Source organism: Pseudomonas sp. FA117 (genome assembly GCF_057370475.1).
In genome coordinates, this window is the sequence record NZ_CM170675.1 from 4,608,701 (window position 1) to 4,624,243 (window position 15,543).

At 64.0% G+C, this 15,543-nt stretch carries 17 protein-coding genes; 3 read left to right on the top strand and 14 right to left on the bottom strand.

Features of this window, described 5'->3' with window-relative positions; all coding sequences use genetic code 11:
* Positions 1 to 134 precede the first annotated feature (134 nt).
* From thrC to ffh, 10 genes are all read right to left on the bottom strand, one after another.
* Positions 135 to 1,544 (bottom strand): threonine synthase, encoded by a 1,410-nt coding sequence (thrC, locus tag AC1TXO_RS21320; protein ID WP_486403570.1) that lies wholly within the window; start codon positions 1,542 to 1,544, stop codon positions 135 to 137.
* A 52-nt stretch (positions 1,545 to 1,596) separates the two neighbouring features.
* Complete coding sequence (locus AC1TXO_RS21325) at positions 1,597 to 2,901, bottom strand: homoserine dehydrogenase (RefSeq protein WP_486403571.1); 1,305 nt, start codon at positions 2,899 to 2,901, stop codon at positions 1,597 to 1,599.
* A gap of 82 nt (positions 2,902 to 2,983) precedes the next feature.
* Positions 2,984 to 3,745 carry a DsbC family protein gene (locus AC1TXO_RS21330; RefSeq protein WP_486403572.1) on the bottom strand — a complete coding sequence of 254 codons (762 nt, stop codon included), beginning with the start codon at positions 3,743 to 3,745 and terminating at the stop codon, positions 2,984 to 2,986.
* 154 nt (positions 3,746 to 3,899) lie between these two features.
* On the bottom strand, positions 3,900 to 4,796 hold the full coding sequence (xerD, locus tag AC1TXO_RS21335; RefSeq protein WP_486403573.1) for a site-specific tyrosine recombinase XerD: 897 nt from the start codon (positions 4,794 to 4,796) through the stop codon (positions 3,900 to 3,902).
* Between the two features lie 149 nt (positions 4,797 to 4,945).
* Entirely contained in the window at positions 4,946 to 5,356 is a 411-nt protein-coding gene (locus tag AC1TXO_RS21340) for an acyl-CoA thioesterase (RefSeq protein WP_486403574.1), read from the bottom strand.
* Positions 5,357 to 5,494: 138 nt separating this feature from the next.
* Positions 5,495 to 5,845 carry a 50S ribosomal protein L19 gene (rplS, locus tag AC1TXO_RS21345; RefSeq protein ID WP_011535315.1) on the bottom strand — a complete coding sequence of 117 codons (351 nt, stop codon included), beginning with the start codon at positions 5,843 to 5,845 and terminating at the stop codon, positions 5,495 to 5,497.
* A 42-nt stretch (positions 5,846 to 5,887) separates the two neighbouring features.
* Positions 5,888 to 6,640 carry a tRNA (guanosine(37)-N1)-methyltransferase TrmD gene (trmD, locus tag AC1TXO_RS21350; RefSeq protein WP_110993301.1) on the bottom strand — a complete coding sequence of 251 codons (753 nt, stop codon included), beginning with the start codon at positions 6,638 to 6,640 and terminating at the stop codon, positions 5,888 to 5,890.
* A 3-nt stretch (positions 6,641 to 6,643) separates the two neighbouring features.
* Entirely contained in the window at positions 6,644 to 7,180 is a 537-nt protein-coding gene (gene rimM, locus AC1TXO_RS21355) for a ribosome maturation factor RimM (RefSeq protein ID WP_486403575.1), read from the bottom strand.
* A gap of 5 nt (positions 7,181 to 7,185) precedes the next feature.
* Positions 7,186 to 7,437, bottom strand: a complete 252-nt coding sequence (gene rpsP, locus AC1TXO_RS21360) for a 30S ribosomal protein S16 (RefSeq protein WP_008094480.1) — start codon at positions 7,435 to 7,437, stop codon at positions 7,186 to 7,188.
* 246 nt (positions 7,438 to 7,683) lie between these two features.
* Positions 7,684 to 9,060, bottom strand: coding sequence for a signal recognition particle protein (gene ffh / locus AC1TXO_RS21365; protein ID WP_486403576.1), 1,377 nt, complete (start codon positions 9,058 to 9,060; stop codon positions 7,684 to 7,686).
* Positions 9,061 to 9,272: 212 nt separating this feature from the next.
* Between ffh and AC1TXO_RS21370 the strand changes: the two genes are divergently transcribed.
* The 3 genes from AC1TXO_RS21370 to AC1TXO_RS21380 all read left to right on the top strand — a co-directional run bounded on the left by AC1TXO_RS21370 (position 9,273) and on the right by AC1TXO_RS21380 (position 12,822).
* Positions 9,273 to 10,082, top strand: coding sequence for a cytochrome C assembly family protein (locus tag AC1TXO_RS21370; protein WP_486403577.1), 810 nt, complete (start codon positions 9,273 to 9,275; stop codon positions 10,080 to 10,082).
* Positions 10,083 to 10,091: 9 nt separating this feature from the next.
* Positions 10,092 to 11,297 (top strand): transporter associated domain-containing protein, encoded by a 1,206-nt coding sequence (locus tag AC1TXO_RS21375; protein ID WP_486403578.1) that lies wholly within the window; start codon positions 10,092 to 10,094, stop codon positions 11,295 to 11,297.
* A gap of 220 nt (positions 11,298 to 11,517) precedes the next feature.
* On the top strand, positions 11,518 to 12,822 hold the full coding sequence (locus AC1TXO_RS21380; protein ID WP_486403579.1) for an MFS transporter: 1,305 nt from the start codon (positions 11,518 to 11,520) through the stop codon (positions 12,820 to 12,822).
* Between the two features lie 86 nt (positions 12,823 to 12,908).
* Here AC1TXO_RS21380 and purT read toward each other — a convergent pair whose 3' ends face one another.
* The 4 genes from purT to AC1TXO_RS21400 all read right to left on the bottom strand — a co-directional run bounded on the left by purT (position 12,909) and on the right by AC1TXO_RS21400 (position 15,504).
* On the bottom strand, positions 12,909 to 14,090 hold the full coding sequence (gene purT, locus AC1TXO_RS21385; protein WP_112897568.1) for a formate-dependent phosphoribosylglycinamide formyltransferase: 1,182 nt from the start codon (positions 14,088 to 14,090) through the stop codon (positions 12,909 to 12,911).
* 85 nt (positions 14,091 to 14,175) lie between these two features.
* The gene (locus tag AC1TXO_RS21390; RefSeq protein ID WP_054895618.1) at positions 14,176 to 14,643 is read right to left on the bottom strand and encodes a VUT family protein; all 468 of its coding nucleotides are present in this window, start codon (positions 14,641 to 14,643) and stop codon (positions 14,176 to 14,178) included.
* A 152-nt stretch (positions 14,644 to 14,795) separates the two neighbouring features.
* On the bottom strand, positions 14,796 to 14,990 hold the full coding sequence (locus AC1TXO_RS21395) for a DUF1289 domain-containing protein (protein WP_416767080.1): 195 nt from the start codon (positions 14,988 to 14,990) through the stop codon (positions 14,796 to 14,798).
* Positions 14,980 to 15,504, bottom strand: a complete 525-nt coding sequence (locus AC1TXO_RS21400) for a gamma carbonic anhydrase family protein (protein WP_486403580.1) — start codon at positions 15,502 to 15,504, stop codon at positions 14,980 to 14,982. The genes AC1TXO_RS21395 and AC1TXO_RS21400 overlap by 11 nt, the downstream gene beginning before the upstream one ends.
* Positions 15,505 to 15,543: the final 39 nt, after the last annotated feature.

Here is a 15,543-nt window from a genome sequence, read left to right on the forward strand (position 1 = left end):
TCGAAGACAGGAATAGGAAAAACCTGAAAGTGCGCAGGATATTTCTGCACACCAGGTACTCCCGAGATTACAGCGGCAAACGGGGCAAGGCAGTTTCCTGCCTTGCCCCGTTTGTTCTGCGCAGATTGCGCGTCTTAGAGCGGTTTGCCGCGGTTGCCGTGCTGGCTGACGAAAGCCTGGACCGCCTTCAGGTCATTGGCCAGGACGGTGCAGCGCTCTTCTCGGCTGAACAGGTCGCTCAGGTGGGCCGGCAGCTCCAGCGCCTTGCCGACACCAGCCTTCTCGACAGCTTCAGGGAACTTGACCGGGTGCGCCGTGCCCAGCACCACCATCGGCGTGTCCAGGCTGCGACGGCATTCGCGGGCAGCTTTCACACCAATCGCAGTGTGCGGGTCGAGCACCTCGCCCGTGGCGGCGAACACCTCGGCGATGGTCTCGCAGGTCTGCTCATCGCTGACGGCCATGGAATCGAACAGCTTGCGCGCTTCGGTCCAACGGTCCTGCTCGACGCTGAAGCCACCGCCTTGCTTGAAGTTGGCCATCAGCTCGGCAATTGCCGCGCCGTTGCGACCGTGCAGGTCGAACAGCAGGCGCTCGAAGTTCGACGAGACCATGATGTCCATCGACGGCGACAGCGTCGGGTGCAGGGCATCCTTGACGTACTGGTTGCCGCTCATGAAGCGGTGCAGGATGTCGTTGCGGTTGGTTGCCACCACCAGCTGGCTGATCGGCAGGCCCATGTTGCGGGCCAGGTAACCGGCGAAGATGTCGCCGAAGTTGCCGGTCGGTACCGAGAAGGCGACCGAACGCGCAGGGCCACCGAGCTGCAGCGCGGCGTGGAAGTAGTAGACGATCTGGGCCATGATCCGCGCCCAGTTGATCGAGTTGACCGCCACCAGGCGCGTGCCCTTGAGGAAGGACTGGTCGGCAAAGCTGGCCTTGACCATTTCCTGGCAGTCGTCGAAGTTGCCTTCGATGGCGATGTTGTGGATGTTCTCACCAAGGATGGTGGTCATCTGCCGGCGCTGCACTTCCGACACGCGCTGGTGCGGGTGCAGGATGAAGATATCGACGTTGTCGCAACGACGGCAACCTTCGATGGCGGCAGAGCCGGTATCACCACTGGTGGCACCGACGATCACCACGCGCTCGCCGCGCTTGACCAGTACATGGTCGAGCAGGCGGCCGAGCAGTTGCAGGGCGAAGTCCTTGAACGCCAGCGTCGGACCGTGGAACAGCTCCATCACCCACTCGTTGCCGTGGAGCTGACGCAGCGGAGCCACGGCAGCGTGGGCAAAGGCGCCGTAGGTTTCCTCGAGGATCTTCTTGAAGTCGGCATCGGCGATGCTGCCGGTGACGAACGGGCGCATCACCCGGAACGCCAGCTCGTGGTACGGCAGGCCCGCCCAGGAGGCGATCTCTTCCTGGGTGAAGCGTGGCAGGTTTTCCGGCACGTACAGGCCGCCGTCGCTGGCAAGGCCCGCCAGCAGGACGTCTTCGAAATTCAGGGCCGGAGCCTGGCCGCGGGTACTGATATAGCGCATTGTGCAAACCTTCGGTTCTGGGCGCGGGCCGCCGGGGCGACCCGCCGCTGAATTAATTGAGCTGTTCGACGCGGATGCGCACGACGTTGCCGATCACATCCTGCAAGGCTTCCAGGGCGACGATGGCATCGTTGATACGCTGCTCGACCACGCCATGGGTCAGCAGGATCATCGGCACCAGGCCATCCTGCTCCTCGGCTTCCTTCTGCATGATCGACTCTATGTTGATGCCGCGCTCGGACAGGATACTGGCGACCTGGGCCAGCACGCCCGGATGGTCCTTGGCCTGGATACGCAGGTAGTAGGCGCTTTCGCATGCCTCGATCGGCAGGATCGGGTGCGCCGACAGCGAATCCGGCTGGAAGGCCAGGTGGGGAACGCGGTTCTCCGGGTCGGAGGTCATGGCACGCACCACGTCGACCAGGTCGGCGACCACCGAGGAAGCGGTTGGCTCCATGCCGGCACCGGCGCCGTAGTACAGGGTGGAACCGGCAGCGTCGCCATTGACCATCACCGCGTTCATCACGCCGTTGACGTTGGCGATCAGGCGGTCGCTCGGAATCAGCGTCGGGTGGACGCGCAGCTCGATGCCATCGGCGGTACGACGAGCCACACCCAGGTGCTTGATGCGGTAACCCAGGGCTTCGGCGTAGTTGACGTCGGCGGTGGTCAGGCGGGTGATGCCCTCGGTGTAGGCCTTGTCGAACTGCAGCGGAATGCCGAAGGCGATGGAGGCCAGGATGGTCAGCTTGTGCGCAGCATCGATACCCTCGACGTCGAAGGTCGGGTCGGCTTCGGCATAGCCCAGCGCCTGGGCTTCGGCCAGCACGTCAGGGAAGGCACGGCCCTTTTCGCGCATCTCGGTGAGGATGAAGTTGCCGGTGCCGTTGATGATCCCGGCCAGCCAGTTGATGCGGTTGGCCGACAGGCCTTCGCGGATGGCCTTGATCACCGGGATGCCGCCTGCAACCGCGGCCTCGAAGGCGACGATCACGCCCTTCTCGCGGGCCTTGGCGAAGATCTCGTTGCCATGCACGGCAATCAGCGCCTTGTTGGCGGTGACCACGTGCTTGCCGTTGTCGATGGCCTTGAGCACCAGGTCGCGGGCAATGGTGTAGCCGCCGATCAGCTCGATGACGATGTCGATTTCAGGGTTGGTCGCAACGTCGAACACATCAGCGGTAATGGGGGTACCGGTAATCTGGCAGTTCGGGTTCTGCGAGCGCATGGCAATCTGGGCCACTTCAATACCGCGCCCGGCACGGCGGGCAATCTCCTCGGCGTTGCGCTGAAGTACATTGAAGGTACCGCCACCGACGGTCCCCAACCCACAGATGCCTACTTTGACCGGTTTCACTGTGAACTCCCCATTGAACGGCCGGCACCTGCGCCGACCGTGAAACATGCCGTCACCCCATGACGACGGCGTACTGAATGAATTACTTGGCGGCTTGCGCCTGGCCGGCGAGGGCCAGCTTGGCCACTTGCGGTGCCGGCTGGTAGCCCGGGATCACCTGGCCGCTTTCGAGCACGATCGCCGGCGTGCCGTTGACGCCGATCGACTGGCCGAGCTGGAACTGCTTGCTGACCGGATTGGCGCACTTGGCTGCCTTGATTTCCTTGCCATCGACCATCTTGTCCATCGCCGCGCGGCGGTCGCTGGAGCACCAGACGGCCTGCAGCTGCTCGTCACCCGGCGAACCCAGGCCCTGGCGCGGGAAGGCGACATAACGCACTTCGATACCGCGCTTGTTCAGCTCGGGGACCTCGGCGTGCAGCTTGTGGCAATACGGACAGGTGGTGTCGGTGAACACGGTGATGTGCGACTTGGTCTCGCCCTTGGCCGGGTAGACCACCATCTCCGTCGCCGGGATGCCGTTGATCAGTTTGGCGATGCCCTGGCGCTCGGTCTTCTCGGTGAGGTTGACCGGCTTGCCGTCCTGGATCTGGTACAGGTAGCCCTGCATGACGAACTGGCCGTCGGCACTGGCGTAGAGCACACGACCGCCTTGCAGCTTGACTTCGTACAGGCCGCCGACCGGGCTGCTGGCGACGCTCTCGATCGGTACTTCCAGCTCGAGCGTCTTGAGGGTGTTGCGAATCGCCTGCTCGGCGCCGGCGCTCACGTCGGTGGCGGCGGCAACGGCAAAGGTGCTGGCCAACGCCAGGGCGGCGGCGGCGAAAATCTGGGTCACGCGCATGGGGTACTCCTGAAGGCGGACGGGGACCGGAGGACGTCGCCTGCGGAAAAATCGCGGCGACCGGGCGGTCCCTGGTGCAAACCGCCCAAGCCTACCACATCAGGCCGGGGCGAAATCACTGTCTGATGGCCGCCGGGCAGAACATGAAAATCATTCATCCACGCGGATGGTGCTGGGCATGCAGCTGCTGCAGGCGCGCCTTGGCGACGTGGGTGTAGATCTGGGTGGTGGAAAGGTCGCTGTGCCCCAGCAGCATCTGCACCACGCGCAGGTCGGCACCGTGGTTGAGCAGATGGGTGGCGAAGGCATGACGCAAGGTATGCGGCGACAGCGGCTTGTCGATCCCGGCCACCCGGGCATGATGCTTGATGCGGTGCCAGAAGGTCTGGCGGGTCATTTCCTCACCGCGCAGGCTGGGGAACAGCACATCGCTGGGGCGACCGTTGAGCAGCTCGGCGCGACCGTCGCGCAGGTAGCGCTCGATCCACAGCACCGCCTCCTCGCCCATCGGCACCAGACGTTCCTTGCTGCCCTTGCCCATCACCCGCAGCACGCCCTGGCGCAGGTTGACCTGGTCCAGGGTCAGGCTCACCAGCTCGGTGACCCGCAAGCCGCAGGCATAGAGGACCTCGAGCATCGCGCGGTCGCGTTGGCCGATGGCTTCGGCCAGGTCCGGCGCCTTGAGCAGGGATTCGACATCCGCCTCCGACAAGGATTTGGGCAAAGGCCGACCCAGTTGCGGCATATCGACCTGCAGGGTGGGGTCGACACCGATCAGCTTCTCGCGCAGCAGATACCGATAGAAGCCACGCACACCGGAGAGAAAGCGTGCAGTCGAACGCGGCTTGTAACCCTGGTCGAGGCGCCAGGCCAGGTGATCGAGGATCGACTCGCGGCCGGCATCGGGCAATGCGACACCCTGCTCCTGCAGCCAGCCGTTGAACAGGGCCAGGTCGCTGCGGTAGGAAGCACGGGTGTTGTCGGACAGGCCTTTTTCCAGCCAGAGGGCATCGAGGAACTGGTCGATCAGGGGGTGGTCCAGGGCGGGCATTCGGAGGCTACTGGGTGTTGAACGTGCGTCTAGTGTTTCATAGCCGCTTGCAGGTTGTCGTGTGCAATCAGCCTTGCAGGGGCCTTGTGTCGCGAAAGGCTCGCGCGCGACGCCAGGCCCATGCTGCGACACCGAATGCCGTGCAGGCATCACGCCTGGGGAAGTACCGGCACCGGCCGCTTGTCCTCGTCGATGGCAACAAAGCTGAACACGCCGTGGATCGCCCGCTCGCGCCCGTCCAGGTACATGTTCTCGACGAACACGTCGACCTGCACCTGCAAGCTGGTGGTGCCGACCTTGATCACGCTGCCGACCAGCTCGACGATCGAACCCGCCGGGATCGGATGCTTGAAATCGATGCGGTCGGTAGACACCGTCACCAGCGGCAGGCGGCAGAAGCGGGTGGCGGCAATGAACGACACCTCGTCCATCCAGGCCAGCGCGGTGCCACCGAACAGGGTGTTGTGGTGGTTGGTGGTGTTGGGAAACACGGCCTTGGTCACGCGGGTGATCGACAGCTCGGTACGGCGCTGGATTTCCTGGTCTCTCGGGGTGTTCATGGAAGTACTCACATCGCAGAGGGTGGGTAGCGGGCTGGCCCGCGAAGCAGGCGATACCAATACCACAGAATGCAAAAAAGCAGCCCGAAGGCTGCTTTTTCTTTCGCATGGTGGCCGAGGCCACCGGTCAAACTGCACTCAGGACAGTTTTTCCTTGATGCGAGCGGCTTTGCCGGACAGGTCGCGCAGGTAGTACAGCTTGGCTTTACGCACGTCACCACGACGTTTCACGGCCAGGCTGTCGATCTGCGGGCTGTAGGTCTGGAAGGTACGCTCGACGCCAACGCCGCTGGAGATCTTGCGCACGGTGAAGGCGCTGTTCAGACCGCGGTTGCGCTTGGCGATGACGACGCCTTCGAACGCCTGCAGACGGGAACGATCACCTTCCTTCACTTTAACCTGGACGACAACGGTGTCGCCTGGTGCGAAGGTCGGGATTTCCTTGCTCATCTGCTCTGCTTCGAGCTGCTGGATGATCTTGTTGGTCATGCTGTGCTCCTAAGATGGATAACTTGATCCACCATCGATACGTTAACTATCGTCCCGCTCGCGGAGGTATTCCTCGAGCAGCTTCTTCTCTTCTCCAGAAAGCGAGCGACTTTCCAGAAGATCGGCGCGTCGTTCGAAGGTCCTACCAAGGGACTGCTTCATCCGCCAACGCCGGATATGTGCATGGTTGCCACTTAGCAACACGTCGGGTACACGCTGATCCGCATACACCTCGGGTCGGGTGTAGTGCGGGCAATCGAGCAGACCGTCGGTGAAGGAATCTTCCTCCGCCGAGTCCACATGCCCTAAAGCTCCGGGCAGCAGCCGCGTAACCGCATCGATCAGTACCATGGCCGGCAGCTCGCCACCGGAAAGCACATAGTCACCAATCGACCACTCCTCATCGACATGAGCCTCGATAAAGCGCTCGTCGATGCCTTCATAACGACCGGCGATCAGGATCAACGATTCCTGTTCGGCCAGGCCTTTGACCGCCTGCTGGGTCAGCTTGCGGCCTTGTGGCGAAAGGTAGATCACCTTTGCCGTTGCTCCGGCGACCTGCCTGGCGTTGACCAGGGCGTCTTCCAGAGGCTTGATTTTCATCACCATGCCCGGACCACCGCCAAACGGCCGATCATCCACGGTATGGTGGCGATCAGTGGTGTAGTCCCGCGGGTTCCAGCAGGTCACTTGCAGCAACCCCTGTTTCACCGCACGGCTGGTAATGCCGTACTCCGTGATGGCCGAGAACATCTCGGGGAACAACGTGATGACGTCTACGCGAAGGTTACCCATCGTCTAGAAGTCCGCGTCCCATTCGACTCGCATCACACCGGCCTGCAGGTCGACTGCCAGCACGCATTGCTCCGTATAGGGCAACAGACGCTCGCGATCATCCAGGCTGCCTGTGCAAGGCTTGACCACCATTACATCGTTCGCGCCGGTCTCCAACAGGTGATCGATCGTGCCGAACAGCTGTTCGTCCTGATTGATGACCTTCAGGCCTTCCAACTGGTACCAGTAGTACTCGTCGGCTGCCAGGTTGGGCAAAAGGCTCCGCGCAATGCAGATTTCGTAACCGCTCAGAAGCCGGGCTTCATCACGATCGTCGAGGCCTTTCAATTTGACGACCAGGCCCTTTTGGGAGCCACGACCGCTGACCAGCTCGACCTGCTTTACCTTGCCTTCGTGCCGAAGCGTCCAGCGCGGATAATCCAACAGGTTTTCAATCGGATCGGTAAAGGAATACACCTTCACCTCGCCGCGAACGCCGTGAACCGAAAAAATCTTGCCAACGACGATGAGGTCGTCAGCCTTTTCTGGCGTCGCGTTCATATTGCTCAGGCAGCAGCCTTGGCAGCGTCCTTCAGCAGCTGAGCAACACGCTCAGACGGCTGCGCGCCCTGGCTCAGCCAGTAGGTGACGCGTTCCTGGTTGACCGACAGCTTGACTTCGGCGCCCGATGCGATCGGGTTGAAGAAGCCAACGCGCTCAACGAAACGGCCGTCACGGGCGTTACGCGAGTTGGTCACGGTCAGGTGGTAGAAAGGGCGCTTTTTCGAGCCGCCACGGGCCAGACGAATGGTTACCATGTGAACATCGTTCCTATAGTCGGTACTGCAGTCAGTGCTGCAAATCTGAATGCCAGATAGGCACACGGGTGCCCAAAAGGCCGCATATTCTCGGGGAATACACCGACATTTGCAAATGGCTTTTTCACAACCGCCATGCAATGCAATCCAGACCTGCCGCTTCAGCCGCTGTTTTGCGGCGTTTTATCCCGCCAATGGCGGGGTCGGCCGGGGCGCTGCGCAGTCGCGGCGACCCGGCGGATTCGGTTACATCTTCGGCATGCCGCCACCCGGCAGCATCCCGCCCAGGCCACGCATCATCTTGGCCATGCCGCCCTTGGCGGAGAATTTCTTCATCATCTTCTGCATCTGCTTGTGCTGCTTGATCAAGCGCCCGATATCCTGCACCTGGGTGCCGGAACCCAAGGCGATGCGACGCTTGCGCGAACCGCTGATCAGGTCGGGGTCGCGACGCTCGGCCGGGGTCATGGAGTTGATGATCGCCTCCATCTGCTTGAACTGCTTCTCGGCCGCGCCCTGGGCATTGCCCATCTGCGACAGGTTGACCCCGCCGATGCTGGGCAGCTTGTCCATCAGGCCGCCCAGGCCGCCCATGCTCTTCATCTGCTGCAGCTGGTCGCGGAAGTCTTCGAGGTCGAAGCCCTTGCCCTTCTTCAGCTTCTTGGCCAGCTTGTCGGCCTTGGCCTTGTCGATGTTCTGCTCGGCCTGCTCGATCAGGCTGAGCACGTCGCCCATGCCGAGGATGCGCGAGGCGATACGGTCAGGGTGGAAGGGCTCCAGGGCCTCGGTCTTCTCGCCCATGCCGATGAACTTGATCGGCTTGCCGGTGATGGCGCGCACCGACAGCGCGGCACCGCCACGGGCATCACCGTCGACCTTGGTCAGCACCACGCCGGTCAGCGGCAGCGCTTCACCGAAGGCCTTGGCGGTGTTGGCGGCATCCTGGCCGGTCATGGCGTCGACCACGAACAGTGTCTCGACCGGCTTGACTGCCGCATGCAGGGCCTTGATCTCGTCCATCATGTCGGCGTCGATGTGCAGACGGCCGGCGGTGTCGAGGATGACCACGTCGATGAACTTGATCCTGGCTTCGCGGATCGCGGCTTCGGCGATATCGACCGGCTTCTGGCTGATGTCGGACGGGAAGAAGGTCACGCCGATGTCGTTGGCCAGGGTTTCGAGCTGCTTGATCGCCGCCGGACGGTAGACGTCTGCGGACACCACCATGACGCTCTTCTTCTTGCGCTCCTTGAGGAAGCGCGCCAGCTTGCCGGCAGTGGTGGTCTTGCCCGCACCCTGCAGGCCGGCCATCAGCACCACGGCAGGCGGCGCGGCATTGAGCGCGAGGTCTTCGTTGGCCGCGCCCATCAGGCTTTCCAGCTCGGCCTGGACGATCTTCACGAACGCCTGGCCCGGCGTCAGGCTGCGCGACACCTCGGTGCCGACCGCGCGCTCCTTGATGCTGTTGACGAAGTCCTTGACCACCGGCAGGGCGACGTCGGCCTCGAGCAGGGCCATGCGCACTTCGCGCAACGTGTCCTTGATGTTCTCTTCGGTCAGCTTGGCCTTGCCGGTGACATGGCGCAACGTCTGTGACAGGCGGTCGGTCAGGTTTTCGAACATGGTGATCCTTTCAGGCCCAGTAAGCCGAGGTTGTTCAGGCGCTCCGGCGGATGTCGACACGCACGGGGCACAGCAAGCCGGGCATTATAACGGAGAGCGGCGTTGGCGCACACCTGGGTGCCGAGTGGTGGGTGCGGTGACCTGCAGTCTTCCTAGGCAGACGCGTTCTATGCCAAACTCCCCTCCTTCCAAGGGCTCGCCTACCAGGACCTATGCTCTCCTCACCCAGCCTCATCCCCAACCTGATCGCGGCCATCCTTTATATAGCCGCGACAGCCTACCAGGGCTCGCGCCTGGCCCAGGGCACCAAGGTCGACAAACGCCTGCTCGGCCTGCTGGGCGTGATTGCCGTGATCGCCCAGACCGGCGCGCTGTTCTTCCAGCTGCTCACCCCGCTGGGCCTGAGCCTCGACTTCTTCAGCGCCGCAAGCCTGATCGCCACCGCCGTGATCGCCCTGACCCTGCTGGCCTGCCTGAGCATTCCGGTGGAGAACCTGCTGGTGCTGCTGTTCCCGCTCGGTGCGGTGACGGCCCTGCTGGCGCAGTTCGCCCCGGCCGGTACGGCGCCGCTGATCAACGAACAGCCCGGCATCCTTGCACACATCCTGCTGTCGATCCTCGCCTACGGCCTGTTCACCATCGCCGTGGTCCAGGCGCTGCTGCTGCTGTTGCAGGACCATCAGCTCAAGCACAAGCATCCGTCCGGGCTGATCCGCAACTTCCCGCCACTGCAAACCATGGAAAGCCTGCTGTTCGGTTTTCTCTGGGCCGGCTGGATCTTCCTCTCGCTGTCGCTGATTTCCGGCTGGCTGTTCCTCGAGAACCTGTTCGCCCAGCACCTGGTGCACAAGACCTCGCTGTCGTGCCTGGCCTGGATCGTGTTCAGCGTGCTGCTGTGGGGGCGCAACCGCCTCGGCTGGCGCGGGCACAAGGCGATCCGCTGGACCCTGGCCGGCTTCTGCCTGCTGATGCTGGCCTATTTCGGCAGCAAGCTGGTCCGCGAATTCATCCTGCACATCTGACGGTCGGCCATGGACACTCTGCCGTACGCCCCGCTGCTCGGCACCCTGGCACTGGCCCTGCTGTGGTCGGCGCTGTTCAGCGCCGTCGACGCCGCCCGCCAGCAGCTCAACGGTCACCCACGCCCCGGCGAACCCGACCACCCTGCCCTGCCCGCCCAGGCCCTGGTGCTCTGTGCCAGCCTGGGCAAGTTGCTGGTGCTGGGCCTGGCCTGCCTGCTCGGCCAGCGCTACAGCGGCGAGCATGGTTTCTGGCTGGCCGGGCTGGGGGCTGCGTTGGTACTGCTGGTACTGGCCGAATACCTGCCGCGGCGTCTGGCGCGACGCAACCCACAAGCCTTCGTCAGCCTCGGCGCGAGCCTGCTGAAGTTGCCGCTCGCGGCCCTGCAGCCACTGGCCTGCCTGCTCGATGGCGTGTCCAGGCTGATCCTGCGCCCGTTCCGTGTGCAACCCAGCGCCGTGGCCCTGCACCCGCAGGACCAGGACGCGGTCGATGACGAGGCGCCCCACGAGGCGCCGCGCCAAGGCCTGATCGAAGGCCTGCAGGCGCTGGACAAAGTCACCGTCAACGACATCCTGGTGCCGCGCAACGAGGTCGACGGCATCAACCTCGACGACCCGATCGAACACATCGTCGAACAGTTGATCGTCAGCCGGCACACCCGCCTGCCGGTCTATCACAACGATATCAACCAGGTCGAAGCGATCCTCAACACCAAGCTCATCAGCCACCTGCTGCCGCGCGCCGAGCTGACCCTGGAGAAACTCCAGGCCGCCTGCTACGAACCCTATTTCGTCCCGGAGAGCACTGCGCTGCAAACGCAACTGCTGAATTTCCACAAGCAGCAGCGGCGCATGGGCGTGGTGGTCGACGAGTACGGCGAAGTGCTGGGCATCGTCACTCTGGAAGACATCCTCGAAGAGATCGTCGGCGAGTTCGAGGACGAGCAAAGCCTGGACAACCCGCACATCCATCCCCAGCCCGACGGGCGCTTCGTCATCGAAGGCACCGCCTCGCTGCGCGAGCTCAACCGCAGCCTCGGCTGGCATCTGCCGTGCGACGGCGGGCCGAAGACCCTCAACGGCCTGGTCACCGAGGCGCTGGAAAGCATTCCGGAAAGCGCGGTGTGCCTGAAGATCGGCCGCTACCGCCTGGAAATCCTCGAAACCGAGGACAATTGCGCCAGCAAGGTACTGGTCTGGACCGTGACCCGATAGCTATACTCGGGCCACGCTTACCCAGCCCTGCCGTCGCGCCTGCTACCCGCACCCGGCGCCCTGCGGCCAGTCCGCCATCGACGAACCTGCGGCCCTGCGTCGTATCCCGAACAGTGCCTGCACCCTGCCATCGCATGGGCCTTCGTCAACCTGGCGAACCACAACAATACGCGGCGGCCTGCCTATGCGGCCACGCGAACGACTGTTCAGGGACCTACGCATGACAACCAGCAGCACCTACGCCGAACCTGCCTCGGCGACCCCGGTCAATTCGCCCGCCCGGGTCGCCACCGCCAGCTTCATCGGCACCGCCATCGAGTTCTACGATTTCTACGTCTACGCCACCGCCGCTGCGCTGGTGATCGGCCCGGTGTTCTTCCCGTCCGGCTCGGGCACCGCACAGATGCTCGCGGCGTTTCTCACCTTCGGCATCGCGTTTCTTGCCCGGCCACTGGGTTCGGCCCTGTTCGGCCACTTCGGCGACCGCATCGGGCGCAAGTCGACCCTGGTTGCCTCGCTGCTGCTGATGGGCGTCTCGACCACGCTGATCGGAGTGCTACCCGGGTATGACAGCATCGGTGTCTGGGCGCCGGTCATCCTCTGCGTGCTGCGCTTTGGCCAAGGGCTCGGCCTGGGCGGCGAATGGGGCGGCGCCGCGTTGCTGGCCACCGAGAACGCGCCACCGGGCAAGCGTGCCTGGTTCGGCATGTTCCCGCAGCTTGGCCCGTCGATCGGCTTCCTGGCCGCCAACGGCCTGTTCCTGACCCTGGCCCTGGTCCTCAGCGACGAGCAGTTCCGTGAGTGGGGCTGGCGCATTCCGTTCCTGCTCAGCGCCGCACTGGTGCTGGTCGGCCTGTACGTGCGCCTGAAGCTCGAGGAAAGCCCGGTCTTCGCCAAGGCCGTGGCCCGCCAGGAGCGGGTGAAGATGCCGGTGGTCGACCTGTTCGCCAAGTACTGGCTGCCTACCCTGCTGGGCGCCGCAGCGATGGTGGTGTGCTATGCGCTGTTCTACATCTCCACGGTGTTCTCGCTCAGCTATGGGGTATCGACGCTGGGCTACAGCCGCGAGACCTTCCTCGGCCTGCTGTGTTTCGCCGTGGTGTTCATGGCCCTGGCCACGCCGCTTTCGGCCTGGCTGAGTGACCGCTACGGGCGCAAACCGGTGCTGATCGTCGGCGGCCTGCTGGCAATTGCCTCGGGCTTCACCATGGAGCCGCTGCTGACCTCGGGCTCCACCGCCGGCGTTGCGCTGTTCCTGGCGATCGAGCTGTTCCTGATGGGCGTCACCTTCGCACCGATGGGCGCATTGCTGCCCGAGCTGTTCCCGACCCATGTGCGCTACACCGGGGCCTCGGCGGCCTACAACCTGGGCGGCATCGTCGGCGCCTCGGCGGCACCGTTCTTCGCCCAGCAACTGGTGAGCATGGGGGGATTGAGCTGGGTGGGAGGGTATGTGTCGGTGGCTGCGGTGATCAGCCTGATTGCCGTGCTGTGCCTCAAGGAAACCCGCCACACCGAGCTCTGAGCATCACGCGATCCCGTGAGAGCGGCGGTTCGGCGCTCTCACGGGGGGCTCGAGGGGGCTGCACGGCAGCCCCTTGCGATTTCAGATCAGAACTCGACCTTCACCGCCTGCGAAGCACGGGTCGCCTTGGCCCGCGCCGCCTCGACCGACTCGTCACGCGCCAGGCACACGCCCATGCGCCGGGTGCCGTTGATTTCCGGCTTGCCGAACAGGCGAATGGCCGTGTCCGGCTCGCTCAGCGCGGCACCGAGGTTGGCGAAGCTGGTCTGCTGCGACTGGCCTTCAGGCAGGATCACCGCCGAGGCCGACGGCCCGAACTGGCGTACCACCGGGATCGGCAGGCCAAGAATGGCACGGGCATGCAGGGCGAACTGCGACAGGTCCTGGGAAATCAAGGTCACCAGGCCGGTGTCGTGCGGGCGTGGCGAGACTTCGCTGAACCAGACCTGGTCGCCCTTGACGAACAGCTCGACACCGAACAGCCCGCGACCGCCCAGCGCATCGGTGACCGCCTGAGCGACACGCTGCGACTCGGCCAGCGCTTTCGGGCTCATGGCCTGGGGCTGCCAGGACTCTTGATAGTCGCCCTTCTCCTGACGATGGCCAACCGGCGCGAGGAAGGTGGTACCGCCGACATGACGTACGGTCAGCAGGGTGATTTCGTACTCGAAATCGATGAAGCCTTCGACGATCACCCGCCCCTTGCCCGCACGACCGCCCTCCTGGGCGTAGTCCCAGGCTTTCTGCAGGTCGGCGTCACTGCGCAACAGGCTCTGGCCCTTGCCCGACGAACTCATGACCGGCTTGACCACGCATGGGTAGCCCACATCGGCCACGCCCTTGGCGAAGTCTTCATAGGTGTCGGCGAAGTGGTAGGGCGAGGTCGGCAGCTCCAGCTCCTCGGCCGCCAGGCGACGGATGCCTTCGCGGTTCATGGTCAGCTGGGTGGCGCGGGCCGTCGGCACCACGTTGAAGCCTTCGTTTTCCAGCTCTACCAGGGTGGCGGTGGCGATGGCTTCGATTTCCGGCACGATGTAGTGCGGTTTTTCGGCTTCGATCACCGCGCGCAGGGCCACGCCGTCGAGCATGTTGATCACATGGCTGCGGTGTGCGACCTGCATGGCGGGGGCATTGGCGTAGCGGTCCACGGCGATCACCTCGACGCCCAGGCGCTGCAGCTCGATCACCACTTCCTTGCCCAGCTCGCCGCAGCCACACAACAGTACGCGGGTCGCGGTCGGCGACAATGGGGTTCCGATACGGGTCATTTCAGGTCCTCGAAGGCGTCCGGGGCGCGCCGGCTGGTGCTGCCCGCTGAAAAAGGACCGGTATTCTACATCAATCGCGCGCCGATCAACCCACCGCCAGCGCCCGGCGTGCCCGCCATGCCATGATCAGCCAGACCGCCGTCACCCCGGCGAACTTCGAGGCCATTGCCGTGCCGATCACCGCAGGCGTCAGCGCGCCGATCATGCCGAAGAAGATGAAGGTATCGACCGGAATGCTCAACGCCGAGCTCAGCCACAGGCGGTCACGCAGGGGCCTGCGGGTGACGCTGAAGACCAGCCAGTCGATCAGTTCGGAGACGAAGAACGCGGTGGCGCTGGCCAGGGCGATGGCAGGTTCCGAGGTGGCGTAGGACAACACCAGCGCCGCCAGCATGGCGATCAGCGCACCGTGCCCGTAGCGGGTCTGCACCATGTCGCGCAGGATGAACACCAGCCCGCCCCAGGCAGACCAGATGATGTCCAGGTGCGGGGCACTGGAGAAGGCGTAGTTGATGAGCACCACGCTGCTGATGTAGGCGATGAGGTAGAACATGATCCGGGTATTCGATGGGCAAAGCCTGACAGATTAGCGCTGACCGCTTCGCGGGTAAACCCGCTCCCACTGAGCTCGCCACCGCTTTCAAGAACAGTGGTGACCCCTCTGGGAGCGGGTTTACCCGCGAAAAGGCCAACCCGGAAAACGAACTAGCCGATCACCAACCCCGCCGCCACGGCCCGCTCATGACAGAGCGCAAGCACCCTGCGGCGCTCGTCGTTGTCCATCCGCGCCCAGCGGGTGATCTCCTGCACCGTACGCTGGCAACCGATGCAGATGTCCTGCTCGTCCAGCGCACATACGTTCACGCACGGCGAGGCGACCGGCCGTTCGTCAGTCTTCATCGACCACCAGCTCCCGCGCATAGCGCTCGGCGTTGTGCACGTAATGCGCGGCACTGGCTTCGAGCATGCGTCTCTGCTGCTCGGTCAGCTCGCGCACCACCTTGCCCGGCGAGCCCATCACCAGCGAACCGTCGGGAATTTCCTTGCCTTCCGGGATCAGTGCGTTGGCGCCGATGATGCAGTGCCTGCCGATCCGCGCACCATTGAGGATCACCGCATTGATGCCCACCAGGCTGTAGTCGCCGACGCTGCAGCCATGCAGCATGGCGTTGTGGCCGATGGTGACGCCCTTGCCCAGGGTCAGCGGCGAGCCCATGTCGGTGTGCATCACCGTACCATCCTGGACATTGCTGTCCTCGCCGATGTCGATCAGCTCGTTGTCGCCGCGCAGCACCGCACCGAACCACACACTGGCCCGGGCCTGCAGGCGCACCTTGCCGATCAGTGTGGCAGTGGGGGCAGCCCAGCTGGTGGGATGGGTCTCGACCCGCAGGTCGCCCAGGCGGTATTTCATGTCTCGTTCCTCACGGTTGGACGCGGTCGGCGGGGTGAG